27 protein-coding genes and 1 riboswitch are annotated in these 23,748 nt (G+C 72.2%); of the genes, 26 read left to right on the top strand and 1 reads right to left on the bottom strand.

Features of this window, described 5'->3' with window-relative positions; translation table 11 throughout:
• Positions 1-165 precede the first annotated feature (165 nt).
• From ACFWUQ_RS17635 to ACFWUQ_RS17715, 17 genes are all read left to right on the top strand, one after another.
• Positions 166-762 (top strand): hypothetical protein, encoded by a 597-nt coding sequence (locus ACFWUQ_RS17635; RefSeq protein WP_249768004.1) that lies wholly within the window; start codon positions 166-168, stop codon positions 760-762.
• Between the two features lie 194 nt (positions 763-956).
• Complete coding sequence (rpsP, locus tag ACFWUQ_RS17640; RefSeq protein WP_384538725.1) at positions 957-1,394, top strand: 30S ribosomal protein S16; 438 nt, start codon at positions 957-959, stop codon at positions 1,392-1,394.
• Positions 1,395-1,396: 2 nt separating this feature from the next.
• Positions 1,397-1,636, top strand: a complete 240-nt coding sequence (locus ACFWUQ_RS17645) for an RNA-binding protein (protein ID WP_150517622.1) — start codon at positions 1,397-1,399, stop codon at positions 1,634-1,636.
• Between the two features lie 80 nt (positions 1,637-1,716).
• On the top strand, positions 1,717-2,268 hold the full coding sequence (gene rimM, locus ACFWUQ_RS17650; protein WP_384538727.1) for a ribosome maturation factor RimM: 552 nt from the start codon (positions 1,717-1,719) through the stop codon (positions 2,266-2,268).
• The gene (gene trmD / locus ACFWUQ_RS17655; protein ID WP_384538729.1) at positions 2,268-3,089 is read left to right on the top strand and encodes a tRNA (guanosine(37)-N1)-methyltransferase TrmD; all 822 of its coding nucleotides are present in this window, start codon (positions 2,268-2,270) and stop codon (positions 3,087-3,089) included. Before rimM ends, trmD begins: the two co-directional genes overlap by 1 nt.
• A 131-nt stretch (positions 3,090-3,220) precedes the next feature.
• Positions 3,221-3,571 (top strand): 50S ribosomal protein L19, encoded by a 351-nt coding sequence (gene rplS, locus ACFWUQ_RS17660; protein ID WP_031144161.1) that lies wholly within the window; start codon positions 3,221-3,223, stop codon positions 3,569-3,571.
• Positions 3,572-3,615: 44 nt separating this feature from the next.
• The gene (lepB, locus tag ACFWUQ_RS17665) at positions 3,616-4,368 is read left to right on the top strand and encodes a signal peptidase I (RefSeq protein ID WP_384538730.1); all 753 of its coding nucleotides are present in this window, start codon (positions 3,616-3,618) and stop codon (positions 4,366-4,368) included.
• A complete protein-coding gene (lepB, locus tag ACFWUQ_RS17670; RefSeq protein ID WP_384538732.1) occupies positions 4,361-5,215 on the top strand; it encodes a signal peptidase I in 855 nt (284 codons plus the stop codon). Before lepB (ACFWUQ_RS17665) ends, lepB (ACFWUQ_RS17670) begins: the two co-directional genes overlap by 8 nt.
• Positions 5,216-5,328: 113 nt before the next feature.
• Positions 5,329-6,225: a signal peptidase I gene (gene lepB / locus ACFWUQ_RS17675; protein WP_384538786.1), complete on the top strand. Its 897-nt coding sequence runs from the start codon at positions 5,329-5,331 to the stop codon at positions 6,223-6,225.
• A gap of 43 nt (positions 6,226-6,268) precedes the next feature.
• Entirely contained in the window at positions 6,269-7,090 is an 822-nt protein-coding gene (gene lepB, locus ACFWUQ_RS17680; RefSeq protein ID WP_384538734.1) for a signal peptidase I, read from the top strand.
• Complete coding sequence (locus ACFWUQ_RS17685) at positions 7,080-7,586, top strand: NUDIX hydrolase (RefSeq protein WP_384538735.1); 507 nt, start codon at positions 7,080-7,082, stop codon at positions 7,584-7,586. Before lepB (ACFWUQ_RS17680) ends, ACFWUQ_RS17685 begins: the two co-directional genes overlap by 11 nt.
• Before the next feature lie 55 nt (positions 7,587-7,641).
• Positions 7,642-7,950, top strand: a complete 309-nt coding sequence (locus ACFWUQ_RS17690) for a DUF2469 domain-containing protein (protein ID WP_005311352.1) — start codon at positions 7,642-7,644, stop codon at positions 7,948-7,950.
• A 141-nt stretch (positions 7,951-8,091) separates the two neighbouring features.
• On the top strand, positions 8,092-8,463 hold the full coding sequence (locus ACFWUQ_RS17695) for a YraN family protein (RefSeq protein ID WP_384538736.1): 372 nt from the start codon (positions 8,092-8,094) through the stop codon (positions 8,461-8,463).
• Positions 8,463-10,094, top strand: a complete 1,632-nt coding sequence (locus ACFWUQ_RS17700) for a YifB family Mg chelatase-like AAA ATPase (protein WP_384538737.1) — start codon at positions 8,463-8,465, stop codon at positions 10,092-10,094. The genes ACFWUQ_RS17695 and ACFWUQ_RS17700 overlap by 1 nt, the downstream gene beginning before the upstream one ends.
• Entirely contained in the window at positions 10,091-11,494 is a 1,404-nt protein-coding gene (gene dprA, locus ACFWUQ_RS17705; RefSeq protein ID WP_384538739.1) for a DNA-processing protein DprA, read from the top strand. The genes ACFWUQ_RS17700 and dprA overlap by 4 nt, the downstream gene beginning before the upstream one ends.
• Positions 11,495-11,703: 209 nt before the next feature.
• A complete protein-coding gene (whiG, locus tag ACFWUQ_RS17710; protein WP_384538740.1) occupies positions 11,704-12,540 on the top strand; it encodes an RNA polymerase sigma factor WhiG in 837 nt (278 codons plus the stop codon).
• Positions 12,541-12,592: 52 nt separating this feature from the next.
• Positions 12,593-13,150: a TetR/AcrR family transcriptional regulator gene (locus ACFWUQ_RS17715; RefSeq protein ID WP_384538787.1), complete on the top strand. Its 558-nt coding sequence runs from the start codon at positions 12,593-12,595 to the stop codon at positions 13,148-13,150.
• Between the two features lie 15 nt (positions 13,151-13,165).
• Here the strand turns inward: ACFWUQ_RS17715 and ACFWUQ_RS17720 are convergent, their stop codons facing one another.
• Positions 13,166-13,675 (bottom strand): M23 family metallopeptidase, encoded by a 510-nt coding sequence (locus tag ACFWUQ_RS17720; RefSeq protein WP_384538742.1) that lies wholly within the window; start codon positions 13,673-13,675, stop codon positions 13,166-13,168.
• Positions 13,676-13,923: 248 nt separating this feature from the next.
• On the opposite strand from ACFWUQ_RS17720, the gene rpsB reads away from it, so the two are divergent.
• The 9 genes from rpsB (at position 13,924) to ACFWUQ_RS17765 (ending at position 23,747) form a co-directional block, all read left to right on the top strand.
• A complete protein-coding gene (gene rpsB / locus ACFWUQ_RS17725) occupies positions 13,924-14,856 on the top strand; it encodes a 30S ribosomal protein S2 (RefSeq protein ID WP_384538743.1) in 933 nt (310 codons plus the stop codon).
• 136 nt (positions 14,857-14,992) lie between these two features.
• A complete protein-coding gene (tsf, locus tag ACFWUQ_RS17730) occupies positions 14,993-15,829 on the top strand; it encodes a translation elongation factor Ts (RefSeq protein ID WP_384538745.1) in 837 nt (278 codons plus the stop codon).
• 162 nt (positions 15,830-15,991) lie between these two features.
• The gene (pyrH, locus tag ACFWUQ_RS17735) at positions 15,992-16,771 is read left to right on the top strand and encodes a UMP kinase (RefSeq protein WP_384538746.1); all 780 of its coding nucleotides are present in this window, start codon (positions 15,992-15,994) and stop codon (positions 16,769-16,771) included.
• Between the two features lie 85 nt (positions 16,772-16,856).
• Positions 16,857-17,414, top strand: a complete 558-nt coding sequence (gene frr / locus ACFWUQ_RS17740; RefSeq protein WP_384538747.1) for a ribosome recycling factor — start codon at positions 16,857-16,859, stop codon at positions 17,412-17,414.
• Positions 17,414-18,481 (top strand): phosphatidate cytidylyltransferase, encoded by a 1,068-nt coding sequence (locus tag ACFWUQ_RS17745; RefSeq protein WP_384538749.1) that lies wholly within the window; start codon positions 17,414-17,416, stop codon positions 18,479-18,481. The genes frr and ACFWUQ_RS17745 overlap by 1 nt, the downstream gene beginning before the upstream one ends.
• A gap of 75 nt (positions 18,482-18,556) precedes the next feature.
• Positions 18,557-19,669 carry a 23S rRNA (adenine(2503)-C(2))-methyltransferase RlmN gene (rlmN, locus tag ACFWUQ_RS17750; protein ID WP_330298818.1) on the top strand — a complete coding sequence of 371 codons (1,113 nt, stop codon included), beginning with the start codon at positions 18,557-18,559 and terminating at the stop codon, positions 19,667-19,669.
• A gap of 58 nt (positions 19,670-19,727) precedes the next feature.
• Positions 19,728-19,836, top strand: a riboswitch (TPP riboswitch).
• Between the two features lie 85 nt (positions 19,837-19,921).
• Positions 19,922-21,019: a thiamine ABC transporter substrate binding subunit gene (locus tag ACFWUQ_RS17755; RefSeq protein WP_384538751.1), complete on the top strand. Its 1,098-nt coding sequence runs from the start codon at positions 19,922-19,924 to the stop codon at positions 21,017-21,019.
• A gap of 89 nt (positions 21,020-21,108) precedes the next feature.
• Positions 21,109-22,725, top strand: coding sequence for an ABC transporter permease (locus ACFWUQ_RS17760; protein WP_384538788.1), 1,617 nt, complete (start codon positions 21,109-21,111; stop codon positions 22,723-22,725).
• Positions 22,725-23,747 (top strand): ABC transporter ATP-binding protein, encoded by a 1,023-nt coding sequence (locus ACFWUQ_RS17765; RefSeq protein WP_384538753.1) that lies wholly within the window; start codon positions 22,725-22,727, stop codon positions 23,745-23,747. Before ACFWUQ_RS17760 ends, ACFWUQ_RS17765 begins: the two co-directional genes overlap by 1 nt.
• Position 23,748 lies beyond the last annotated feature (1 nt).

Below are 23,748 nucleotides of genomic sequence, written 5' to 3' on the forward strand. Positions count from 1 at the left end.
CACCAGCCGCGCGCCGGGGCGTAGTCGTCGTTACGTACCGAGTCCTCCTGGGATCGACGCACCCGTCCTCGTCGGGACGCATCAGACTGAACTGACTGGTACGTGCAAAAAATTTGGAATGGCCCGGAATCGGAACACCGGGGCACCTCGGCTCGTTGTCACGACGTGAGCACGACACCCCCTGTTCTCGCCGCAGAGCTGGCGCAGGCGTGGGCCGATATTCAGCGGTACCACCCCGAGCTGCCTGACCTTGCCGCGCCCGAGTCCCTGATCGGAGAGTCCTCGTCCGCCTGCGGCGCCGAGCTCTCCTTCGAGCGACTGCTGCACGAGGCAGTCCACGGCATCGCCGCCGCGCGCGGAGTCCGCGACACCTCGCGCGCCGGCCGCTACCACAACCGCAGATTCCTCGCGATCGCCGAGGAGATGGGGCTGGACCACTCCGACGAGCCGCACGCGAGCAGCGGCTTCTCCCTGGTGACCCTCAACCCCGAGGCGAAGAAGCGCTACCGCCCCACCATGGAGCGGCTGCAGCGCGCCCTGAAGGCGCACACGGCCGCGACGGCGGCGGACACCAAGCGCAGCTTCCGCGGACCGGCCGCCCGGCACGGTTCCTCCGGCGGCGGCGTGCGGGTGAAGGCCGTCTGCGACTGCGGGCGCAACGTACGGGTCGTGCCCTCCGTCCTGGCCCAGGCACCGATCGTGTGCGGCGGCTGCATGAAGCCCTTCCGCATCCCCGAGGTCGCCACGGCGGCGGCCTCCTGACGGCGGTGAGGGGCGCGGGCCGACCCGCACGGCCGGGGGCGGCACGGGCGTATGGCACAATGGCTAGCTGTACTCGACAGTCGCATAGGACCCCTCTCTCCTCCGGCTGACGCGTCCATCGGGCATCCGAGTACCGCAACCCCACGTGGCATCTCATGTGCCCAACCACGTCAAGTTCAGGAGACACCACTCCAGTGGCAGTCAAGATCAAGCTCAAGCGCCTCGGCAAGATTCGCCAGCCGCACTACCGCATCGTCGTCGCCGACGCCCGCACCCGCCGGGACGGTCGCGCGATCGAAGAGATCGGTATCTACCACCCGACGTACAACCCGTCGCGCATCGAGGTCAACGCCGAGCGTGCGCAGTACTGGCTGTCGGTCGGCGCCCAGCCCACCGAGGCTGTGCTCGCCATCCTGAAGCTGACCGGTGACTGGCAGGCCCACAAGGGCCTCCCCGCCCCCGCGCCGCTGCTGCAGCCGGCCACGAAGGAGAACAAGCGTCGCTCCTTCGACGAGTTCGCCAAGGCCCTTGAGGGTGGCGACGCCAAGGGCGAGGCCATCACGCAGAAGGCGAAGAAGGCCGACAAGAAGGCGGACGAGGCTGAGGCCGCCGCCGAGTCGACCGAGGCCTGAGCATGCTCGAGGAGGCTCTTGAGCACCTCGTGAAGGGCATTGTGGACAACCCCGACGACGTGCAGGTCGCCTCGCGCGACCTGCGCCGCGGGCAGGTGCTTGAGGTCCGGGTCCACCCGGACGACCTCGGGAAGGTGATCGGCCGCAACGGCCGCACCGCACGTGCCCTGCGTACCGTCGTGGGCGCCATCGGCGGCCGGGGGATCCGCGTCGACCTCGTCGACGTGGACCAGGTCCGCTGAGCAGTTGAAACACCGGCACGGGCCGGGGAGGGCACACGTGCCCGCCCCGGCCCGTCGTCGTCTGAACAGGAGAGGCAACAGTGCAGCTGGTAGTCGCGCGGATCGGCCGCGCCCACGGCATCAAGGGTGAGGTCACCGTCGAGGTGCGGACCGACGAGCCCGAGCTCCGGCTCGGCCCCGGCGCCGTGCTCCGGACCGAGCCGGAGTCGGCGGGACCGCTGACCATCGAGACGGGCCGGGTGCACAGCGGCAGGCTGCTGCTGCGCTTCGAGGGCGTCAAGGACCGCACCGGCGCCGAGGCGCTGCGCAACATCCTGCTGATCGCCGAGGTGGACCCGGCGGAGCTCCCCGAGGAGCCCGACGAGTACTACGACCACCAGCTGATGGACCTCGACGTGGTCCTGGCGGACGGCACCGCGATCGGCCGGATCACCGAGATCTCCCACCTGCCCTCGCAGGACCTCTTCATCGTGGAGCGGCCCGACGGGACCGAGGTCATGATCCCCTTCGTGGAGGAGATCGTCGCCGAGATCGACCTGGAGGAGCAGCGCTGCGTCATCACGCCGCCGCCCGGGTTGATCGACGACCGCGCGGAGATCGCTTCCGCGAGGGACGCGGAGGAAGGGTCCTGATGCGTCTCGACGTCGTCACGATCTTCCCCGAGTACCTGGAGCCCCTGCACGTCTCCCTCGTCGGCAAGGCCCGCGCCCGCGGCGAGCTCGACGTGCACGTCCACGACCTGCGGCAGTGGACGTACGACCGGCACAACACCGTCGACGACACCCCGTACGGCGGCGGTCCGGGCATGGTCATGAAGACCGAGCCGTGGGGCGAGGCCCTCGATACGGCGCTGGCCGACGGCTACGAGTCGGGGGCGCGCGGGCCCGTCATGGTCGTGCCCACCCCCAGCGGCCGCCCGTTCACCCAGGAACTGGCCGTCGAACTCTCCGAGCGGCCCTGGCTGATCTTCACGCCGGCCCGGTACGAGGGCATCGACCGGCGGGTCATGGACGAGTACGCGACGCGCATGCCGGTGTACGAGGTCTCCATCGGCGACTACGTCCTGGCGGGCGGCGAGGCCGCCGTCCTGGTGGTCACCGAGGCCGTGGCCCGGCTGCTGCCCGGTGTGCTCGGCAACGCCGAGTCGCACCGCGACGACTCCTTCGCGCCCGGTGGGATGGCCAACCTGCTGGAGGGGCCCGTCTACACCAAGCCCCCGGTATGGCGCGGGCGGGACATCCCGGAGGTGCTGCTCAGCGGCCACCACGGGAAGATCGCCCGGTGGCGCCGCGACGAGGCCTTCCGCCGGACCGCCCGGTTCCGGCCGGACCTCATCGAGCGCTGCGAGGCCGGTGCCTTCGACAAGAAGGACCGCGAGATCCTCAGCATCCTGGGCTGGCGGCCCTCCGCGGACGGCCGATTTTGGTGCAGGCCGCGAGCCGTGGAAGAATAGGCGGCTGCTGTACGCCCACGAGCGCCCCTGCCACAGGGGGATCGTCGCCCGCGGTCGCCACAGCTCCCGAATTCTCTCCGGAAACCCGCCCGGCGACCTGTGGCGTCGTGCGAAGAAAGCAGACGAAGAACATGTCTCACCTGCTCGATGGCGTCAACGCCGCCGCGCTCCGCTCGGACGTCCCGGCCTTCCGCCCGGGTGACACCGTCAACGTCCACGTCCGCGTGATCGAGGGCAACCGCTCCCGTATCCAGCAGTTCAAGGGCGTCGTCATCCGTCGCCAGGGCGCCGGTGTCTCCGAGACCTTCACGGTCCGCAAGGTCTCCTTCAGCGTCGGCGTGGAGCGTACCTTCCCGGTGCACTCCCCGATCTTCGAGAAGATCGAGCTCGTCACCCGCGGTGACGTGCGCCGCGCCAAGCTGTACTACCTCCGTGAGCTCCGCGGCAAGGCCGCGAAGATCAAGGAGAAGCGCGACAACTGAGGTCCCCTCCGGGTTCCGGGGGCGGCCGGATAGGCTCGCCCCCGATGGACACCGAAGCACCTCACCCGACACGCGGCCACTCCTCCCCCGGCAAGGGGGAGGGGCGGCCGCGTGTCGCGTTTCCGCCCTCGTGGCGGAGGCTGTCGTGGCCGGCGCTGTCGTGGCGGCGGGCCGGCGTGCTGGGCATCGCCGCCGCCGTCGCCCTGCTGCTGGTCAGCGAATTCCTGGTCCAGCCGTTCCTGATCCCCAGCCGCTCGATGGAGCCGACGCTGCGGGTCGGGGACAGGGTGCTGGTCAACAAGCAGGCGTACCGTCACGGCGACGAGCCGCGCCGTGGCGAGGTGGTGGTCTTCGACGGCACGGGGTCGTTCGTGCGCGAGCCCGCCCGCGGCGACGCGATCGGCGAGGCCCTGCACGGCGCGGCGTCGGCGCTCGGCCTCGCGGAGCCCTCCGACACCGACTTCGTGAAGCGGGTCGTGGGCGTGGGCGGCGACGACGTGGTGTGCTGCGACGCGGACGGCCGGATCGAGGTCAACGGCGTCGCGCTCGACGAGCCGTACCTGTACCCCGGCGACACGGCCTCGAAGGTGCCCTTCCGGATCGTCGTACCCCTTGGGACCCTGTGGGTGATGGGTGATCATCGTTCCCAGTCCCGGGACTCGCGGGACCACCTGGGCGAACCGGGCGGGGGGATGGTGCCGGTGGAGAAGGTGATCGGGCGGGCCGACTGGATCGGCTGGCCGGTGTCGCGGTGGGGCTCCGCCGGCGGCGGCCGTACCGGGGGCGGGCATGGGTAGCCGAGGGCGGCCCCGGCCGGGACGGGAGCCCGAACCGGAGCCGGAGCCGGAGCCGGAACCCGCCGTGGTCGAGGGCGGCCGGGCCCAACGGCGCCGCACGGCCCGCCGGGTGCGCCGGCGCCGCCGCACGCGCCGGGCCGGCGAACTGCCGCTGCTGGTCGTCGTCGCCCTGTGCATCGCCCTGGTGCTCAAGACCTTCCTCGTACAGGCCTTCTTCATCCCGTCGGGCTCGATGGAGCAGACCATCCGGATCGGCGACCGGGTGCTCGTGGACAAGCTGACCCCGTGGTTCGGCGCCGAGATCGAGCGCGGCGACGTCGTGGTCTTCAAGGACCCCGGCGGCTGGCTCGCGAAGGACGCGGCCCGCCCCGCGCCCGACCCGGTGGGGGTCAAGCAGGTCAAGCAGGTGCTGACCTTCATCGGGCTGCTGCCGTCGGCCGACGAGCAGGACCTGATCAAGCGCGTCATCGGCGTGGGCGGGGACACCGTCCGCTGCTGCGACGGCAAGGGCAGGGTCACCGTCAACGGGTCGCCGCTCGACGAGCCGTACGTGAACCCGGGCAACGCCCCCTCGGAGATCCGCTTCGAGGTGACCGTGCCCGCCGGGCGCATCTTCGTGATGGGCGACCACCGCGCGAACTCGGCCGATTCCCGCTTCCACCTCGACGAGGACTTCCAGGGCACGATCGACGAGGACGAGGTCGTCGGGGAGGCCGTCGTGATCGCCTGGCCCTACGCGCACTGGCAGCGGCTGGAGCAGCCGGCGACCTTCCTGATGGTGCCCGACCAGGCCAGACGCGAGGGGCGCGGCAGCCGTCGGCGCCGCCGGGGCACGGCGTTCGCATAGTGTGTCCCGGGTCTCCCGCGCCTTAGGGAACTCCCGCTCGTTAAGGGAGGGGAGGGCCCGTACCCGATCCGGCGCGGGCGGCGATTCGCGAGTGAGGAGTGGATGTGGGGGATGTGGCCGTGGGCGCACGATCCGGACGCGACGAGGGCGAGGAGCGGCCGGACGACGCCGTCGACGGCGAGGCCGAGGACGGCGGTACCGCGGCGCACGCGCACCGCTCGTTCTGGAAGGAGCTGCCGCTCCTCATCGGTATCGCGCTGCTGCTGGCCCTGCTGATCAAGACCTTCCTGGTGCAGGCGTTCTCGATCCCGTCCGACTCGATGCAGAACACCCTGCAGCGGGGCGACCGGGTGCTGGTCGACAAGCTGACCCCGTGGTTCGGCTCCGAGCCCGAGCGCGGTGAGGTCGTGGTCTTCCACGACCCGGCGAACTGGCTGTCCGGCGAGCCCACCCCGGAGCAGAACATCGCGCAGAAGGCCCTCAGCTGGATCGGCCTGATGCCGTCCGCCGAGGAGAAGGACCTGATCAAGCGGACCATCGCGATCGGCGGGGACACGGTCGAGTGCAAGAAGGGCGGGCCGGTCGTCCTCAACGGCAAGGAGCTGGACGAGCCGTACATCTTCCCCGGCAACACCGCGTGCGACGACGCCCCCTTCGGCCCGATCACCGTGCCCCAGGGCAAGATCTGGGTCATGGGCGACCACCGCCAGAACTCCCAGGACTCCCGCTGGCACATGCAGGACTCCACCCAGGGCTTCGTTCCGGTCGACAAGGTCGTCGGGCGGGCCGTGGTGGTCGCGTGGCCGGTCACCCGCTGGTCCACGCTGCCGGTGCCGGACACCTTCGACCAGCCGGGCATCGGCGACCAGGCCGCGGCGACCGCGCTCGGCCTCGGGGCCGCCGGCCTCGCGCCGGTCGGGCTCGGACCCGCCGCGCTGGGCCTCGCGGGAGCGGTGCCGCTCGTCCTGTGGCGGCGGCGGAGGCTGACCGGCGGGACTACCGCCCGGTAGGGTGCCGCCCAGGTCGACGATCTCCGAAGGTGGGGGCGCTGCAATGGGCGGAACGATAACGACACGTCGTACACGTGGCACCGATGGCCGCGGCGGTCCCGGGCACGTCCTGTCCGGGGTGGCCGTGGCCATCGGCTTCGCGCTCTTCCTCGGGGGCTTCGTGTGGGGGGCGCTCGTCTACCGGCCCTACACCGTGCCGACCGATTCGATGGCGCCCACCGTGCGGCCCGGCGACCGAGTGCTGGCGGAGCGCATCGACGGCGGTGAGGTGCGGCGCGGGGACGTGGTCGTCTTCACCGATTCCCAGTGGAGCGATTCACCCATGGTCAAGCGGGTCGTCGGCATCGGCGGCGACACCGTGAAGTGCTGCGGCGCGGGCGGCGAGCTGACGGTGAACGGCACCGCCCTCGACGAGTCGTACATCGACCGCGCGGCCCCCGCCGCGGGGGGCGCCGCGGGGACCGACCCCGCGGCGGGGACCGCTCCGGCCCCGCCGTCCCTGACTCCCCCCGCCACCGGGACCCCCTTCGAGGTGACCGTTCCCGAGGGGAACCTCTTCCTCCTGGGCGACCGGCGGAACGCCTCCGTGGACTCGCGGGCGCACCTCCAGGAGGCGGGACAGGGCACGGTGCCCCGGTCGGCCGTCCAGGCCCGCGTCGACGCCCTGGTCTGGCCCTCCCCGACCGCTGTCGAGCGCCCGGGCACGTACGCCGCCCTGCCCGGCGGCACCTCCCGGCCCGGGCCGCTGCGGCTCCAGCTGGCGGCGGTGCTGGGCGGAGCCGCCCTGGTGCTGCTCGGGTCCGCGTACGGGCCCCTCGTACGGCTCCTGGGGCGCGGGCGGCGGGAGCGGGCCGGTGTCCGCTGAGCCGCCCGCGCCCGGCGGGCCCCGCAAGGTGTCCCGGGTGGTCCTGCTGGACCCCGAGGACCGGATCCTGCTGCTGCACGGCTTCGAGCCGGCTGATCCGGCGGACGACTGGTGGTTCACGCCGGGCGGAGGGCTGGAGGGCGCCGAGACCCGGGAGCAGGCCGCGCTGCGGGAGCTCGCGGAGGAGACGGGGATCACAGAGGTGGAGCTGGGGCCGGTGCTCTGGCACCGGTACTGCGCCTTCCCCTTCGACGGCCGGCGCTGGGAGCAGGACGAGTGGTACTTCCTCGCCCGCACCGCGCAGACGGCGACCGAGCCCGCCGGCCTCACCGAGCTGGAGCGACGCAGTGTCACCGGAGCCAGGTGGTGGACCTCCGAGGAACTTCTGGCGGCCCGTGAGACGGTGTACCCGACCAGACTCGCCGAGCTGCTCCGATCGCTGCTCGACGACGGCCCTCCGGGTGCGCCGGTGGTCCTGGCCCCGGAAATCGTTTAGGGGCGCACGGGCCTGGCGCACAATAGGGGGACGCACGGCTGAAGGGGAACATGCCATGAGTGCCGAGGACCTCGAAAAGTACGAGACCGAGATGGAGCTGAAGCTCTATCGGGAGTACCGCGACGTCGTCGGGCTGTTCAAGTACGTGATCGAGACCGAACGTCGTTTCTATCTCACCAACGACTACGAGATGCAGGTGCACTCGGTCCAGGGGGAGGTCTTCTTCGAGGTCTCGATGGCCGACGCGTGGGTCTGGGACATGTACCGGCCGGCCCGCTTCGTGAAGCAGGTCCGCGTGCTGACCTTCAAGGACGTGAACATCGAGGAGCTCAACAAGAGCGACCTCGAACTGCCCGGGAGCTGAGGCGCGGCCCGCGCCCTGCCCGTGCCATCCGGAGCCCCGCACCCGCAAGGGTGACGGGGTTTTCCACAACACCCGGGTTGTCCACTGTGATCCACGGGGTGGGCCGGGACGCGGGATCGTCGGTGCCGGAGGTGGTGCCGGATGAACGCGAAGGGCGTGGCACAGCAGGCATTGGGGCGGTACGGCGAGGAGCTCGCGGCCCGGCGGCTGACCGAGGCCGGGATGACCGTGATCGCACGGAACTGGCGGTGCCGGAGCGGGGAGATCGACATCGTCGCCCGGGACGGGGACGCCCTCGTCGTCTGCGAGGTCAAGACCCGCCGGGCGGGAGTCTTCGAGCATCCCATGGCCGCCGTGCGGCCGGGCAAGGCCGAGCGGCTGCGCCGCCTCGCCGGGCGGTGGCTCGCGGACCACGGGGGGCCGCCCCCGGGCGGGGTGCGCATCGACCTGGTCGGAGTCCTGCTGCCGGCGCGCGGCGCGCCCCTGGTGGAGCACGTCAGGGGGGCGGCCTGATGGGGTTCGCGCGGGCCTGCTCGGTGGCCCTGGTGGGCGTCGACGGCGTGGTCGTGGAGGTGCAGGCCGACCTGGAGCCGGGGGTGGCGGCCTTCACCCTGGTGGGACTGCCCGACAAGACCCTGGTCGAGAGCCGGGACCGGGTGCGGGCCGCCGTCGTCAACTCGGGGGCGGCCTGGCCGCAGAAGAAGCTCACCGTCGGGCTCAGTCCGGCTTCCGTGCCGAAATCGGGCGCCGGCTTCGACCTCGCCGTGGCCGCGGCGGTCCTGGGCGCCGCCGAGGTGGTGGATCCGGGGGCCATCGCCGACCTCGTCCTCATCGGCGAGCTGGGTCTGGACGGCCGGGTGCGTCCGGTCCGCGGCATCCTGCCCGCCGTGCTGGCCGCGGCGGAGGCGGGCTACCGCCAGGTGGTGGTGCCGCAGCAGTGCGCGGCCGAGGCCGCGCTCGTGCCCGACGTCGCGGTCCTCGGCGTGCGCAGCCTGCGCCAGCTGATCGCGGTCCTGACCGGCGGCGTGCTCCCGGAGGAGGAGAGCGCCGCTCCGCCCGGCCGTCCGGACCCGATGCTGGCCGGGCTCCTCCTGCCGGGAGCCGGGCTGGGCACGGGGCTGGCCCCGGGGCGCCAGGGGGGAGAGCCGCACGACCTGCCCGACCTCGCCGATGTGGCCGGGCAGCACGGCGCGCGGCGCGCGCTGGAGGTCTCCGCCGCCGGCGGGCACCACCTCTTCCTCAGCGGACCTCCCGGCGCGGGCAAGACCATGCTCGCCGAGCGGCTGCCCTGGCTGCTGCCGCCGCTCACCCGGCAGGACTCCGTGGAGGTGACGGCTGTCCACTCGGTCGCGGGAATCCTGCCGCCGGGGGAACCCCTGGTCACCAGGGCGCCCTACTGCGCCCCGCACCACTCCGCGACGATGCAGTCTTTGGTGGGCGGCGGGAACGGCGTCCCCAGGCCCGGAGCGGTCTCCCTCGCCCACCGGGGCGTGCTCTTCCTGGACGAGGCCGCCGAGTTCCACGGCCGGGCGCTGGACGCCCTGCGCCAGCCCCTCGAATCGGGCCATGTGGTCATCGCGCGCGCCGCCGGGGTGGTGCGGCTGCCGGCCAGGTTCCTGATGGTCCTCGCCGCGAACCCGTGCCCGTGCGGACGCCACACCCTGCGCGGGCACGGGTGCGAGTGCCCGCCCGCGGTGGTCCGCCGCTACCAGGGGAGGCTGTCGGGTCCGCTGCTCGACCGGGTGGACCTGCGGGTGGAGGTCGAACCGGTGACCCGTTCCGACCTCCTGGGCCGGGGCGGGCGCGGTGAGTCGACGGCGGTCGTCGCCGAGCGCGTGCGGGAGGCCAGGGACCGCACGGCGCACCGGCTCGCCGGGACCCCCTGGCGGCTCAACTCGGAGGTGCCCGGTCAGCAACTGCGCACCCGGTGGCCGGCGGGACCGGGCGCCCTGGCGCAGGCCGAGCGCGACCTGGAGCGGGGGCTGCTCACCGCGCGGGGCCTGGACCGGGTGCTGCGGGTCGCCTGGACCGTGGCCGACCTCAGGGGCGGGAGCCGGCCCGAGACGCCGGACGTGGCCCTCGCGCTGGAACTGCGGACGGGTGTCGCACGGGGCGCGGCGACCGCGGCGGGAGCCCCGTCATGACGGCGGAACGGGAGGCGCTGCCGGGGGAGCAGAGGCAGGTGACGGGGGAGCGGAAGGCGACGACGGGGGAGCGGGAGCGGGTGACGGCGGAACGGGAGGCGCTGCCGGGGGAGCGGGAGCGGGTGACGGAAGGGCGGGAGGTTGTGCCGGGGGAGCGGGAGCAGGTGACCGGGGAGCGGGAGGTGGCAGCTGAGCGGGAGGCGGACCGGCCGGCGCTCGGCAGCGGGGGGTCGGACCCGGAGCTGCTGGCGCGGGCCGCGCTGACCCGGGTGCTGGAGCCGGGGGACGAGCGCGGCGGGCGCTGGCTGCGGGAGTACGGGGCGGCGGGACTGATAGGGCTGCTGACCGGTCCCGGGGCGGATCCGCCCGCCGGTGCGGGGGTGGGGCGGGAGCGGTTCGAGGGGTACCGCAGGCGGGCCGCCCTCGCCGACCCCGAGCGGGATCTGGCCCGGGCCGCCGGGGCGGGCTGCCGGTTCGTCTGCCCCGGGTCCGCGGAGTGGCCCACGCAGCTCGACGACCTCGGCGACGCCCGACCGGTCGGGCTCTGGCTGCGGGGCCTGCCCAACCTGCGGACCTGGGCGCTGCGTTCCGTCGCCGTCGTGGGGGCACGCGCCTGCACCCCGTACGGCGCGCACATGGCGCAGAACCTGGCCGCCGGGCTCGCCGAGCGGGGCTGGGTCGTGGTCTCCGGGGCGGCCTTCGGGATCGACGGCGCCGCGCACCGGGGCGCCCTCGCCTCGGGCGGCGCCACGGCGGCCGTACTGGCCTGCGGGGTGGACGTGCCGTACCCGCGCGGGCACGCCGGGCTCCTCGGCCGGATCGCCGGACAGGGGCTGCTGCTGGGGGAGTTGCCGCCGGGCAGCCATCCGACACCCAGCCGGTTCGTGCTGCGCAACCGGGTCATCGCCGCCCTCACCCGGGGCACGGTCGTGGTGGAGGCGGCCCACCGCAGCGGTTCCCTGGTCACCGCCCGGCGGGCCCGCACACTGGGCCGGTTCGTCATGGGCGTGCCCGGTCCGGCCACCAGCGGTCTCTCGGCGGGGGTGCACGAACTGCTGCGCGGCGAGAGCGGCGCCGTACTCGTCACGGACGCGGCCGAGGTCGCCGAACTCGTCGGCTCCATGGGCGACCTGGCCCCCGAGCGGCGCGGCCCCGTGCTCGCCCGGGACCTGCTGCATCCCGACACGGCACGGGTGCTCGAAGCGCTGCCGGCCGGGCGGCCCGCCCGGCCCGCGGACCTGGCACTTGCCTCCGGCACCGGCACCGATGAAGTCATCGGCAGACTGTACGAACTTCACTCTCTGGGGTTCGTCGAACGGCAGGGCGACGGCTGGCAGTTGGTCCGGAGCACCCCTCACCCGGGCACGCAATCCGGGGCCGCCCGGCGAGGCGGTCGTTGACCTGGGGAGTTCCGGTGAAAGAGTGAAACCGATGAAAGAGGCGGTCCTCCCGGCGGCAGTCGCCGGGACCGTGCGCCAGGCGCCGGTCCCGGGCGGCCCGCGCGAGCCGCGGCGCGTCTGCGCCCCCGCGCGATCCCGTACTCTTCGCGCACCGCGACACTTCCGTCACGCTACGCTCCCAAGGAATCCGGCTCCGGCAAAGGCGAAGCATGCCCCAGCACACCTCAGGGTCTGACCGCGCTGCGGTGCCCCCCGCTGCCCGCGGCAGCGTGCGGTCCACCGCGCCCTCGTCCCTGGAGACGCTCTGGCGCTCGTACAAGGAGTCGGGCGACGAGCGGCTCCGGGAGCAGCTGATCCTGCACTACTCGCCGCTGGTGAAGTACGTCGCCGGCCGGGTCAGCGTGGGCCTGCCGCCCAACGTGGAGCAGGCGGACTTCGTCTCCTCCGGAGTCTTCGGGCTGATCGACGCCATCGAGAAGTTCGACATCGAGCGGTCGATCAAATTCGAGACGTACGCGATCACCCGCATCCGCGGCGCGATGATCGACGAGCTGCGCGCGCTGGACTGGATCCCCCGCTCGGTCCGGCAGAAGGCGCGGGCCGTGGAGCGGGCCTACGCCACGCTGGAGGCCCAGCTGCGGCGCACCCCGACCGAGGGCGAGGTCGCGGGCGAGATGGGCATCGGCGTGGAAGACCTGCACGCGGTTTTCAGCCAGTTGTCCCTCGCCAACGTGGTCGCCCTGGAGGAGCTGCTGCACGCCGGCGGAGAGGGCGGCGACCGCCTCTCCCTGATGGACACCCTGGAGGACACCGCCGCCGACAACCCGGTCGAGGTGGCCGAGGACCGGGAGCTGCGGCGCCTGCTGGCGCGGGCCATCAACACGCTCCCCGAGCGGGAGAAGACGGTGGTGACCCTCTACTACTACGAGGGCCTGACCCTGGCCGAGATCGGTCACGTGCTGGGCGTCACCGAGAGCCGCGTCAGCCAGATCCACACCAAGTCGGTGCTGCAACTGCGGGCCAAGCTGGCGGACGTCGGCCGGTGACCTTGCGGTACCTCCGTAGAGTGGACGCGTGCCCAGGATTCGAGCGGCCTCCGTGGCCGAGCACCGGTCGATGCAGCGCGGCGCCCTCTTGGACGCCGCCCGTTCCCTGCTGTCCGAAGGCGGGACCGAAGCCCTGACCTTCCCCGCCCTGGCGGAGCGGACCGGGCTCGCCCGGTCCTCCGTGTACGAGTACTTCAAGTCCCGCGCCGCGGTGGTCGAAGAGCTGTGCGCCGTGGACTTCCCCGTCTGGGCCGCCGAGATCGAGGCGGCGATGGAGCGGGCCGAGGCGCCCGAGGTGAAGATCGAGGCCTACGTGCGGAGCCAGCTGGAGCTGGTCGGCGACCGTCGGCACCGGGCCGTGGTGGCGATCTCCGCCAGCGAGCTGGACGCCGGGGCGCGGGAGAAGATCCGCGCCGCGCACGGGGGCCTGGTGGCGATGATCGTCGAGGCGCTCGCCGCGCTGGGGCACGAGCAGCCCCGGCTCGCCGCGATGCTCCTCCAGGGTGTGGTGGACGCGGCCGTCCGGCGCATCGAGCTGGGCGCGGCGGAGGACCCGGCCGTCGTGACCGAGGCCGCCGTGGCCATGGCCCTGCGGGGCGTCCGGGGCTGACGCCCGGACCGCCGGTCAGGGCTCCGGGAGCAGGCGGGGGGTCGGACGCAGGAGCAGTGCGAGCGGGTCGAGGTACTCCTCGCCCGCCAGGAGGCCCCAGTGCAGGCACGGGGACGGGCAGTGGGACCCCTCGGTGAGCAGCGCCACCACCTGCCCCGCCGCCACCTCCTCGCCCTCGGCGACCAGCGCGCGTACCGGCTCGTAGGTGGTCCGCAGGCCGTTCGGCAGGGAGAGCGAGAGCACCCCGCGCCCGGCGACCGGACCCGCGAAGTGCACCCGGCCCGCGCCGGCCGCGCGGATCCGCGCTCCCACCGGCGCGGACAGGTCCACCCCGCGGTGGCCGGCCGCGTACGGCGTCGGCGGCGGGTCCCACCAGCGGGCCACCACCAGCGGCGCGGGCAGCGGGCGGACCCCGGCAGCACCGGCACCGGCACCGACATCGGCACCGGCACCGACATCGGCACCGGCACCGGCGCCGGAGAGCTGGGCGAGTACGAGCACGAGGCCGAGCAGAAGTGTCGTCATGGGCCCAGCGTCCCGCCCCGCCCCGCGCCCCCCGCCCGGCCTGTGGACAGGGCGCGCACTGTGGACAACGGCGTCACCCGGCACACCGCCGGGTCCCGTACACTTCTTGTGGCGATCCGGGTCACCGGGTCGACTTCGCACGCCCCGCCACCAGCCGGAAACGGCCAGGTGGCAGCGCCTCTCGGTCCCTCATGGGGCAGGGCGCGGCGGGGCGTCAGGAACCAAACCGAGAAACCAAGGAGATGGCCATGGCCGTCGTCACGATGCGGGAGCTGCTGGAAAGCGGCGTCCACTTCGGTCACCAGACCCGTCGTTGGAACCCGAAGATGAAGCGCTTCATCTTCACGGAGCGCAACGGCATCTACATCATCGACCTGCTGCAGTCGCTGTCGTACATCGACCGCGCCTACGAGTTCGTGAAGGAGACCGTCGCGCACGGTGGCTCCATCATGTTCGTCGGTACCAAGAAGCAGGCTCAGGAAGCCATCGCCGAGCAGGCGACGCGCGTGGGTATGCCGTACGTCAACCAGCGGTGGCTGGGTGGCATGCTCACCAACTTCTCGACCGTCTACAAGCGCCTCCAGCGTCTGAAGGAGCTTGAGGCGATCGACTTCGAGGACGTCGCCGCCTCGGGTCTCACCAAGAAGGAGCTCCTGGTCCTCTCCCGCGAGAAGACCAAGCTGGAGAAGACCCTCGGTGGTATCCGCGAGATGTCGAAGGTCCCCAGCGCCGTCTGGATCGTCGACACCAAGAAGGAGCACATCGCCGTCGGTGAGGCGCGCAAGCTCCACATCCCGGTCGTCGCGATCCTCGACACCAACTGCGACCCCGACGAGGTCGACTACAAGATCCCGGGCAACGACGACGCGATCCGCTCCGTCACCCTGCTCACCCGCGTGATCGCCGACGCCGTCGCCGAGGGCCTCATCGCCCGCTCCGGCGCTGCGACCGGCGACTCGAAGCCGGGCGAGAAGGCCGCCGCCGAGCCGCTCGCCGAGTGGGAGCGCGACCTGCTTGAGGGCGACAAGAAGGCCGACGACGCCGAGGCCGCTCCGGCCGCCGAGACCGTCGAGGCCCCGGCCGCCGACGCCGCGGAGGCCCCGGCCGCCGAGGCTCCGGCCGCCGACGCCCCGGCCGCCGACGCCACCGAGGCCCCGGCCGCCGAGGCCGAGCAGGCCTGACCCGCTGAGGGCGCCCGGCGTTCACGCGCCGGGCACTCCCAGTACGGACGATGACGGCGGGGGAGCCGCGCCCGAGGGCGCGGCGCCTCCGCCGTTCACCCGTAGATCTACGACTTCGAGAGAGAATCACAGACTCATGGCGAACTACACCGCCGCTGACGTCAAGAAGCTCCGCGAGCTCACCGGCGCCGGCATGCTGGACTGCAAGAACGCGCTCGTGGACGCCGACGGTGACGTCGACAAGGCCATGGAAGCGCTCCGCATCAAGGGTCAGAAGGGCGTCGCCAAGCGCGAGGGCCGTTCTGCCGAGAACGGTGCGGTCGTCTCCCTCATCGCCGACGACAACACCTCCGGTGTCATCGTCGAGCTGAAGTGCGAGACCGACTTCGTCGCCAAGGGCGAGAAGTTCCTGGCCGTCGCCAACCAGCTGGCCGCGCACGTCGCCGCCACGTCCCCGGCCGACATCGAGGCGCTGCTCGCGTCCGAGATCGAGCCCGGCAAGACCGTCACCGCTTTCGTCGACGAGGCCAACGCCAACCTCGGCGAGAAGATCGTCCTGGACCGCTTCGCGCAGTTCACCGGCGGTTACGTGACCTCGTACATGCACCGCACGATGCCCGACCTGCCGTTCCAGATCGGTGTCCTGGTCGAGCTCGACAAGGAGAACGCCGAGGTCGCCCGCGGCGTCGCGCAGCACATCGCCGCGTTCGCCCCGCAGTGGCTGTCGGCCGATGACGTCCCGGCCGAGAAGGTCGAGTCCGAGCGTCGCATCGCCGAAGAGGTTACCCGCGCGGAGGGCAAGCCCGAGGCCGCCATCGCGAAGATCGTCGAGGGTCGCGTCAACGGCTTCTTCAAGGAGGCCACCCTCCTCGGCCAGCCGTACGCGCTGGACAACAAGAAGTCCGTCCAGAAGATTCTGGACGAGGCCGGTGTCACCCTGAAGCGCTTCAGCCGCATCAAGGTCGGCATCTGAGTCCGTCCGTACGCGACGGACACCGGACCCCGGTAGGGTCTGAGGCAGTCGTCCGCGCTCGCGCAGGACGACCGCAGATCTGACGAGGAGGCCATTGCCGTAGAGGGAACCGCGAGGACCCACCGGCAATGGCCTTCTTCGTATGTGCACGAGGAGATCTCCATGAATCAGGGCGTGGACCACCACACCGCTTCCGACGACAAGAGCGACCAGAAGAAGAAGGGCCGCCGCTTCATGTTGAAGCTGTCGGGCGAGGCCTTCTCCGGTGGCGGAGGACTGGGCGTCGACCCCGACGTCGTCCACGCCATCGCACGTGAGATCGCGGCGGTGGTCCGCGACGGTGCGGAGATCGCCATCGTGATCGGCGGCGGAAACTTCTTCCGCGGCGCCGAGCTCCAGCAGCGCGGCATGGACCGGGCCCGGTCCGACTACATGGGCATGCTCGGAACGGTCATGAACTGCCTCGCCCTCCAGGACTTCCTGGAGAAGGAGGGCATCGACTCGCGCGTGCAGACCGCCATCACCATGGGCCAGGTCGCCGAGCCGTACATTCCGCTGCGCGCCGTACGGCACCTGGAGAAGGGCCGCGTCGTCATCTTCGGCGCCGGCATGGGCATGCCCTACTTCTCCACCGACACCACGGCCGCCCAGCGCGCCCTGGAGATCGACGCCGAGGCCCTGCTCATGGGCAAGAACGGTGTCGACGGGGTCTACGACTCCGACCCGAAGAAGAACCCGGACGCGGTGAAGTTCGACGCGCTGGAGTACGGCGAGGTGCTCTCCCGCGACCTCAAGGTCGCGGACGCCACGGCCATCACGCTGTGCCGTGACAACAAGCTGCCGATCCTCGTCTTCGAACTGCTCGCGGAGGGCAATATCGCCCGCGCGGTCAAGGGTGAGAAGATCGGCACGCTCGTCAGCGACCAGGGAACCAGGTCCTGAGCCGTCCGTCGCCGGACCCGGCCCGGACCGGACCCGCCCGTCCCGCCAGCCTGAACCATCCATTCAAGACATGCAGGAGCACGTGGTGACCGAAGAGATCCTCCTCGAGGCCGAGGAGAAGATGGAAAAGGCCGTCGTCGTCGCCAAGGAGGACTTCGCCGCGATTCGCACCGGCCGTGCGCACCCGGCGATGTTCAACAAGATCGTGGCGGACTACTACGGCGCCATCACGCCCATCAACCAGCTCGCCTCCTTCTCGGTCCCCGAGCCGCGCATGGCGATCGTGACCCCGTTCGACAAGAGCGCCCTGCGCAACATCGAGCAGGCGATCCGCGACTCCGACCTGGGCGTCAACCCCAGCAACGACGGCAGCATCATCCGGGTGACCTTCCCCGAGCTGACGCAGGACCGCCGCAAGGAGTACATCAAGGTCGCCAAGAACAAGGCCGAGGACTCCAAGGTCTCCATCCGCTCCATCCGCCGCAAGGCGAAGGACGCCCTTGACAAGCTCGTCAAGGACAAGGAGGCCGGCGAGGACGAGGTGCGCCGCGCGGAGAAGGAGCTCGACGACACCACCGCGAAGTACGTCACGCAGGTGGACGAGCTCCTCAAGCACAAGGAAGCCGAGCTCCTCGAAGTCTGATGAACGACACTTCCTGGCAGCCGGAGCCGGTTCCGGCGGGTCCCGCATACGATGCGCGGGTGGGCCCGCACACTCGGCCCATGCCCATCGTGCCCGATGCCGCCGGCCGTGACTTCGACGACCGGGAAGCACGCGATCGGGGGGCCGCCGCGGACGGCGGCCCCCTCTTCCGCGCCGAGACGCCGTCGCAGGAGCCCATGCCCAGCCCCCCGCCCCCGCAGCCGCAGGACGCGTCCCCACCGCCGCCCAGGAAGCGCGCCGGACGGGACCTGCGCGCGGCCATAGGGGTCGGCGTCGGCCTGGGCGCGGTGGTCTTCGCGTCGCTGTTCGTCGTCAAGGCGGTCTTCGTCGGCGTGGTCGTCGTGGCGGTCGTCGTGGGCCTGTGGGAGCTCACCTCCAGGCTCCACGAGCAGAAGAACATCAAGGCCCCGCTGGTCCCGCTGGCGATCGGCGGCGCCGCCATGGTCATCGCCGGCTACGTCCGGGGGGCCGAAGGCACCTGGGTCGCCATGGCGCTGACCGCGCTGGCGGTCCTGGTGTGGCGGATGACAGAGCCGCCCGAGGACTACCTCAGGGACGTCACCGCCGGTGTCTTCGCCGCGTTCTACGTGCCCTTCCTGGCGACCTTCGTCACGATGCTGCTCACCGCCGACGACGGACCGCAGCGGGTGGTCACCTTCCTGGTGCTGACCGTGGTCAGCGACACCGGGGCGTACGCCGTCGGCTGGCGGTTCGGCAGGACCAAGCTCGCGCCGCGCATCAGTCCCGGCAAGACCCGCGAGGGACTCTTCGGCGCGGTCGCCTTCGCGATGGCGGCCGGAGCCCTGTGCATGGAGTTCCTGATCGACGGCGGCGCCTGGTGGCAGGGCCTGGTGCTGGGCCTCGCGGTCGCGGTCAGCGCCACCCTGGGCGACCTCGGCGAGTCGATGATCAAGCGGGACCTGGGGATCAAGGACATGGGCACCCTGCTGCCCGGACACGGCGGCATCATGGACCGGCTGGACTCCCTGCTGCCGACGGCCCCCGTGGTCTGGCTGCTGCTGGCCGCCTTCGTGGGCACGGGCTGATTCCGCCCAAACGGTTACTCTTGAAGGGCGCGCTGCTTCTGCGGCGCGCCTTTCGTCTTACGAGGAGTACCTGCCATGGCCCGCCCTGTTCCGGGAGAGCTCACCTTCGTCGCCCCGCGCGGGGCCAAGAAGCCGCCCCGGCACCTCGCCGACCTCACGCCGGAGGAGCGCCGCGAGGCGGTCGCCGCGATCGGCGAGAAGCCCTTCCGGGCCAAGCAGCTCTCCCAGCACTACTTCGCGCGCTACGCGCACGACCCGGCCGAGTGGACGGACATCCCCGCGGCCTCCCGCGAGAAGCTCCAGCAGGAGCTCCTTCCGGACCTGATGAACGTCCTGCGCCACATCAGCTGCGACGACGACACCACCCGCAAGACCCTGTGGAAGCTGCACGACGGCACGCTCGTCGAGTCCGTGCTGATGCGCTACCCGGACCGGGTCACCATGTGCATCTCCTCGCAGGCCGGCTGCGGTATGAACTGCCCGTTCTGCGCCACCGGCCAGGCCGGTCTGGACCGCAACCTGTCCACCGCCGAGATCGTGCACCAGATCGTCGACGGCATGCGCGCCCTGCGTGACGGCGAGGTCCCGGGCGGCCCCGCCCGCCTGTCGAACATCGTCTTCATGGGCATGGGCGAGCCGCTCGCCAACTACAACCGCGTGGTCGGCGCCATCCGCCGCCTCACGGACCCGGAGCCCGACGGCCTGGGCCTGTCGCAGCGCGGCATCACCGTCTCCACGGTCGGCCTGGTCCCGGCGATGCTGCGGTTCGCCGACGAGGGCTTCAAGTGCCGTCTCGCCGTCTCGCTGCACGCGCCCGACGACGAGCTGCGCGACACCCTGGTCCCCGTGAACACCCGCTGGAACGTCCGCGAGGTGCTCGGGGCGGCCTGGGAGTACGCCGAGAAGTCCGGCCGCCGGATCTCCATCGAGTACGCCCTGATCCGTGACATCAACGACCAGGCCTGGCGCGGCGACCTGCTGGGCAAGCTGCTCAAGGGCAAGCGCGTACACGTCAACCTGATCCCGCTGAACCCGACGCCGGGCTCTAAGTGGACCGCCTCGCGCCCCGAGGACGAGAAGGCCTTCGTCGAGGCCATCGCCCGGCACGGCGTGCCCGTCACCGTACGGGACACCCGCGGCCAGGAGATCGACGGCGCGTGCGGTCAGCTGGCCGCCTCGGAGCGTTAGGTTCCGGCTCGGGCCGTCCCGATTCGGCCACGGGGTACCCTGTGGCCGAACCAATTGCATATTCCGACAGGGGAGCGCCACAGCGCTGAGAGTGCGGTAACCGTCACCGCAGACCCTCTGAACCTCGCCCCGGTCATTCGGGGTAGGAAGTTCGGTCATCACTCAAGCTGTTGCGCCCTGCCCGGCGTCCGCTCATACCAGAGCGCCGGGCGGGGCCGCGTCTTCTCCTGGACATCCCAGGAGGAATCACCAGTGAGCACCACCAAGAAGATCGCGGGCGCCGCGCTCGCGGCCGCGCTGGGCGTCACGACGCTCAGCGCCTGCGGCGGCGACGCCAAGGACAAGCCGGCGGGCGGGAGCGACGCCCCGAAGTCCAAGACCGTCACCCTGGTCTCCCACGACTCCTTCAACGCCACCGACACGGTCCTCAAGGAGTTCGAGCAGGCGAGCGGCTACACCGTCAAGGTCCTGAAGTCCGGGGACGCGGGCACGGCGCTGAACCAGGAGATCCTCACCAAGGGGTCCCCGCGCGGCGACGTGTTCTTCGGCGTGGACAACACCCTGCTCTCGCGCGCCCTCGACAACGGGATCTTCACCCCGTACGAGGCCGAGGGGCTGGGCGAGGTCAAGCCGGAGTACCACCTCGACAAGCAGCACCGGGTCACCCCGGTCGACTCCGGCGACATCTGCGTCAACTACGACAAGCAGTACTTCGCCGACCGGAAGCTCGCCCCGCCGCAGACGCTGGACGACCTGGTCAAGCCGGAGTACAAGAACCTGCTCGTCACCGAGAACGCCGCGACCTCCTCGCCCGGCCTCGGATTCCTGCTCGCCTCCGTCGGCAAGTACGGCGAGGCCGGCTGGAAGGACTACTGGACCGCGCTCAAGGCCAATGGCGTCGAGGTCGTCGACGGCTGGGAGCAGGCCTACAACGAGCGCTTCTCCGGCTCCGCGGGCGGCAGGAAGGCCAAGGGGGACCGGCCCCTGGTCGTCTCCTACGCCTCCAGCCCGCCGGTCGAGGTGCTGTACGGCGAGCCGCAGCCGGCCGAGGCCCCGACGGGCGTCGCCACCGGCACCTGCTTCCGCCAGGTCGAGTTCGCGGGCCTGCTGGCGGGCGCGGGTAACCCGGAGGGCGGCAAGGCCCTGCTGGACTTCCTGATCAGCAAGAAGTTCCAGGAGGACATGCCGCTCCAGATGTTCGTGAACCCGGTGACGGCGAACGCGGTGCTGCCGGAGATCTTCACGAAGCACGGTGTGGTGATCGACAAGCCGGAGAACGTCGCTCCGGACGCCATCGCCCAGAACCGTGAGCAGTGGGTCAAGGCGTGGACCTCGCTCGTCGTGAAGTAGGCGGGACCGAGGACCCGGGCGCGGCGCCGGGGGGCGCCGCGCCCGCATCGGGCGAGGCCGGGCGGGCGACCGCCGCGCGCCTCGCCCTGATGGCGCTGCCCCTCGCCTTCTTCGGGCTGTTCTTCGCGTGGCCCGTCGCCGCGATCGTCGGGCGCGGGCTCAAGACCGGCGCCGGGTGGCAGTTCGGCCGGATCGGCGAGGTGCTGAGCCGCCCGGACATCGCCGACGTGCTGTGGTTCACCACCTGGCAGGCCCTCGCCTCCACCGCGCTGACCCTGCTGGTCGCGCTGCCCGCCGCGTACGTGTTCGCGCGCTTCGAGTTCCCCGGCAAGCAACTGCTGCGGGCCCTGGTGACCGTGCCGTTCGTGCTGCCCACCGTGGTGGTCGGTACCGCCTTCCTCGCGCTGGTCGGCCGCGGTGGGCTGCTGGACGAGCTGTGGGGGGTCCGGCTCGACACCACCGTCCTGGCGATCCTCCTCGCCCACGTCTTCTTCAACTACGCGGTGGTCGTGCGGACGGTGGGCGGCCTCTGGGCGCAGCTCGACCCGCGCCAGGAGGAAGCCGCGCGGGTGCTGGGCGCCGGCCGGTTCGCGGCGTGGCGGCGCGTGACGCTGCCGGCGCTGGTCCCGGCCGTCGCCGCCGCCTCGGTGATGGTGTTCCTGTTCACCTTCACCTCCTTCGGCGTCGTGCAGATCCTCGGCGGACCGGCGTACTCCACCCTGGAGGTGGAGGTCTACCGGCAGACCGCGCAGCTCCTGGACCTGCCCACGGCGGCCGTGCTGACCATGGTGCAGTTCGCCGCCGTCGGCGGGATCCTCGCGGTGCACGCCTGGACGGTGCGCAGGCGGGAGACCGCGCTGAGGCTCGTGGATCCGGGGCGTACGGCGCACCGGCCGCGCGGCTGGGCCCAGCGCTCGCTGCTGGGCGGTGTGCTGCTGACGGTCGCCCTGCTCATCGTGCTGCCCCTCGCGGTGCTGGTGGAGCGGTCCCTCGACGCTCCCGGCGGGTACGGGCTCGGCTTCTACCGGGCGCTGGGGGACGCGGGCGCCGGCGGCGGGACCTTCCTCGTACCGCCGCTGGAGGCGATCTGGAACTCCCTCCAGTACGCCCTGGCCGCCACGGCCATCGCCCTGCTCGTCGGGGGGCTCGCGGCCGCGGCGCTGACGCGGCGCGCCGGGCGCTTCGTGCGCGGCTTCGACGCGTTGCTCATGCTCCCGCTGGGGGTGTCCGCGGTGACCGTCGGCTTCGGTTTCCTGATCACCCTGGACGAGCCGCCGCTCGACCTGCGGACCTCGTGGATCCTGGTGCCCCTGGCCCAGGCGCTGGTGGGCGTCCCGTTCGTCGTACGCACCATGCTGCCGGTGCTGCGCGCGGTCGACGGCAGGCTGCGGGAGGCGGCCGCGGTGCTCGGCGCCTCGCCGCTGCGGGCGTGGCGCGAGGTGGACCTGCCGCTGGTGCGGCGGGCCCTGCTGATCGCGGCCGGGTTCGCGTTCGCGGTCTCCCTCGGCGAGTTCGGGGCGACCGTCTTCATCGCGCGGCCGGACCGGCCGACGCTGCCGGTGGCCGTGGCGCGGTTGCTGGGGCGGGCCGGAGAGCTGAACTACGGGCAGGCGATGGCTTTGAGCACGATCCTGATGCTGGTGTGCGCGGCGGCCCTGCTGGCGCTGGAGCGGCTGCGGCCCGACAAGACCTCCGGAGAGTTCTGATGACCCTGCTTCAGCTGGAAGGGGTGTCGGTCCGCTTCGGTGCGCGGGCGGTCGTGGACGCCGTGGACCTCGCGGTCGCCGAGCACGAGATCGTGTGCGTGCTCGGTCCGAGCGGCAGCGGGAAGTCCACGCTGCTGCGGGTCGTCGCCGGGCTCCAGCCGGTGTCCGGCGGGCGGGTGCTGCTGGGCGGCGCCGACCAGGCCGGCGTGCCCGTGCACCGGCGGGGCCTGGGCCTGATGTTCCAGGACCACCAGCTGTTCCCGCACCGGGACGTCGGCGCCAACGTGGCCTTCGGCCTGCGGATGCGCGGCGCGGGGAGGGCCTCGTACGGACCGCGGGTCACGGAGCTGCTGGAGCTCGTCGGGCTCCCCGGGGCGCGGGGCCGGGCCGTGGCCTCCCTGTCGGGCGGCGAGCAGCAGCGGGTCGCGCTGGCCCGGGCGCTCGCGCCGTCGCCCCGGCTGCTGATGCTCGACGAACCTCTGGGGCAGCTGGACCGGGGGCTGCGGGAGCGGCTCGTGGTGGAGCTGCGGGGGCTGTTCTCCCGGCTGGGGACGACCGTGCTGGCCGTGACCCACGACCAGGGCGAGGCCTTCGCGCTGGCCGACCGCGTGGTCGTGATGCGGGACGGGCGGATCGCGCAGGCCGGGACCCCGCTGGAGGTGTGGCAGCGCCCGGCGTCCGAGTTCGTGGCGCGGTTCCTGGGCTTCGACAACGTGGTCCCCGCGACGGTGGCGGGCGGCGCGGCGGCCACCCCGTGGGGTGAGGTGCCGGTCCCCGCGGGGTCCCCCGAGGGGGAGCGGCAGCTGCTGGTCCGGCCCGCCGGAGTGCTGCTCGCGCAGGACGGGCTCGCCTGCGAGGTGCGCTCGCGCACCTTCCGGGGGACGCACGTGGCGCTCCTGCTGCGGCCGGAGCGCGGACCGGAGCTGGAGGCCGAGTGCGCACTGGCCGGGGCGCCGGCGGCGGGGGACCGGGTCGCGGTGGCCTTCGCCCCGGCCGAGGTGGTCGTCCTGCCGGCGCCGTGAT

Source organism: Streptomyces sp. NPDC058662, from assembly GCF_042716255.1.
GTDB lineage: Bacteria > Actinomycetota > Actinomycetes > Streptomycetales > Streptomycetaceae > Streptomyces.

Bases quoted from the DNA above. Each gene is read 5' to 3' on its own strand.
- ACFWUQ_RS17760 (WP_384538788.1), top strand. From the start codon at position 21,109: ATGGCGCTGCCCCTCGCCTTCTTCGGGCTGTTCTTCGCGTGGCCCGTC.
- ACFWUQ_RS17690 (WP_005311352.1), top strand. From the start codon at position 7,642: ATGAGTGCCGAGGACCTCGAAAAGTACGAGACCGAGATGGAGCTGAAG.
- lepB (WP_384538734.1), top strand. From the start codon at position 6,269: ATGGGCGGAACGATAACGACACGTCGTACACGTGGCACCGATGGCCGC.
- trmD (WP_384538729.1), top strand. From the start codon at position 2,268: ATGCGTCTCGACGTCGTCACGATCTTCCCCGAGTACCTGGAGCCCCTG.
- lepB (WP_384538730.1), top strand. From the start codon at position 3,616: ATGGACACCGAAGCACCTCACCCGACACGCGGCCACTCCTCCCCCGGC.
- lepB (WP_384538732.1), top strand. From the start codon at position 4,361: ATGGGTAGCCGAGGGCGGCCCCGGCCGGGACGGGAGCCCGAACCGGAG.
- tsf (WP_384538745.1), top strand. From the start codon at position 14,993: ATGGCGAACTACACCGCCGCTGACGTCAAGAAGCTCCGCGAGCTCACC.
- rpsB (WP_384538743.1), top strand. From the start codon at position 13,924: ATGGCCGTCGTCACGATGCGGGAGCTGCTGGAAAGCGGCGTCCACTTC.
- pyrH (WP_384538746.1), top strand. From the start codon at position 15,992: ATGAATCAGGGCGTGGACCACCACACCGCTTCCGACGACAAGAGCGAC.
- ACFWUQ_RS17700 (WP_384538737.1), top strand. From the start codon at position 8,463: ATGGGGTTCGCGCGGGCCTGCTCGGTGGCCCTGGTGGGCGTCGACGGC.
- ACFWUQ_RS17645 (WP_150517622.1), top strand. From the start codon at position 1,397: ATGCTCGAGGAGGCTCTTGAGCACCTCGTGAAGGGCATTGTGGACAAC.
- ACFWUQ_RS17720 (WP_384538742.1), bottom strand. From the start codon at position 13,675: ATGACGACACTTCTGCTCGGCCTCGTGCTCGTACTCGCCCAGCTCTCC.
- ACFWUQ_RS17695 (WP_384538736.1), top strand. From the start codon at position 8,092: ATGAACGCGAAGGGCGTGGCACAGCAGGCATTGGGGCGGTACGGCGAG.
- ACFWUQ_RS17765 (WP_384538753.1), top strand. From the start codon at position 22,725: ATGACCCTGCTTCAGCTGGAAGGGGTGTCGGTCCGCTTCGGTGCGCGG.
- dprA (WP_384538739.1), top strand. From the start codon at position 10,091: ATGACGGCGGAACGGGAGGCGCTGCCGGGGGAGCAGAGGCAGGTGACG.
- rlmN (WP_330298818.1), top strand. From the start codon at position 18,557: ATGGCCCGCCCTGTTCCGGGAGAGCTCACCTTCGTCGCCCCGCGCGGG.
- whiG (WP_384538740.1), top strand. From the start codon at position 11,704: ATGCCCCAGCACACCTCAGGGTCTGACCGCGCTGCGGTGCCCCCCGCT.
- ACFWUQ_RS17745 (WP_384538749.1), top strand. From the start codon at position 17,414: ATGAACGACACTTCCTGGCAGCCGGAGCCGGTTCCGGCGGGTCCCGCA.
- rplS (WP_031144161.1), top strand. From the start codon at position 3,221: ATGTCTCACCTGCTCGATGGCGTCAACGCCGCCGCGCTCCGCTCGGAC.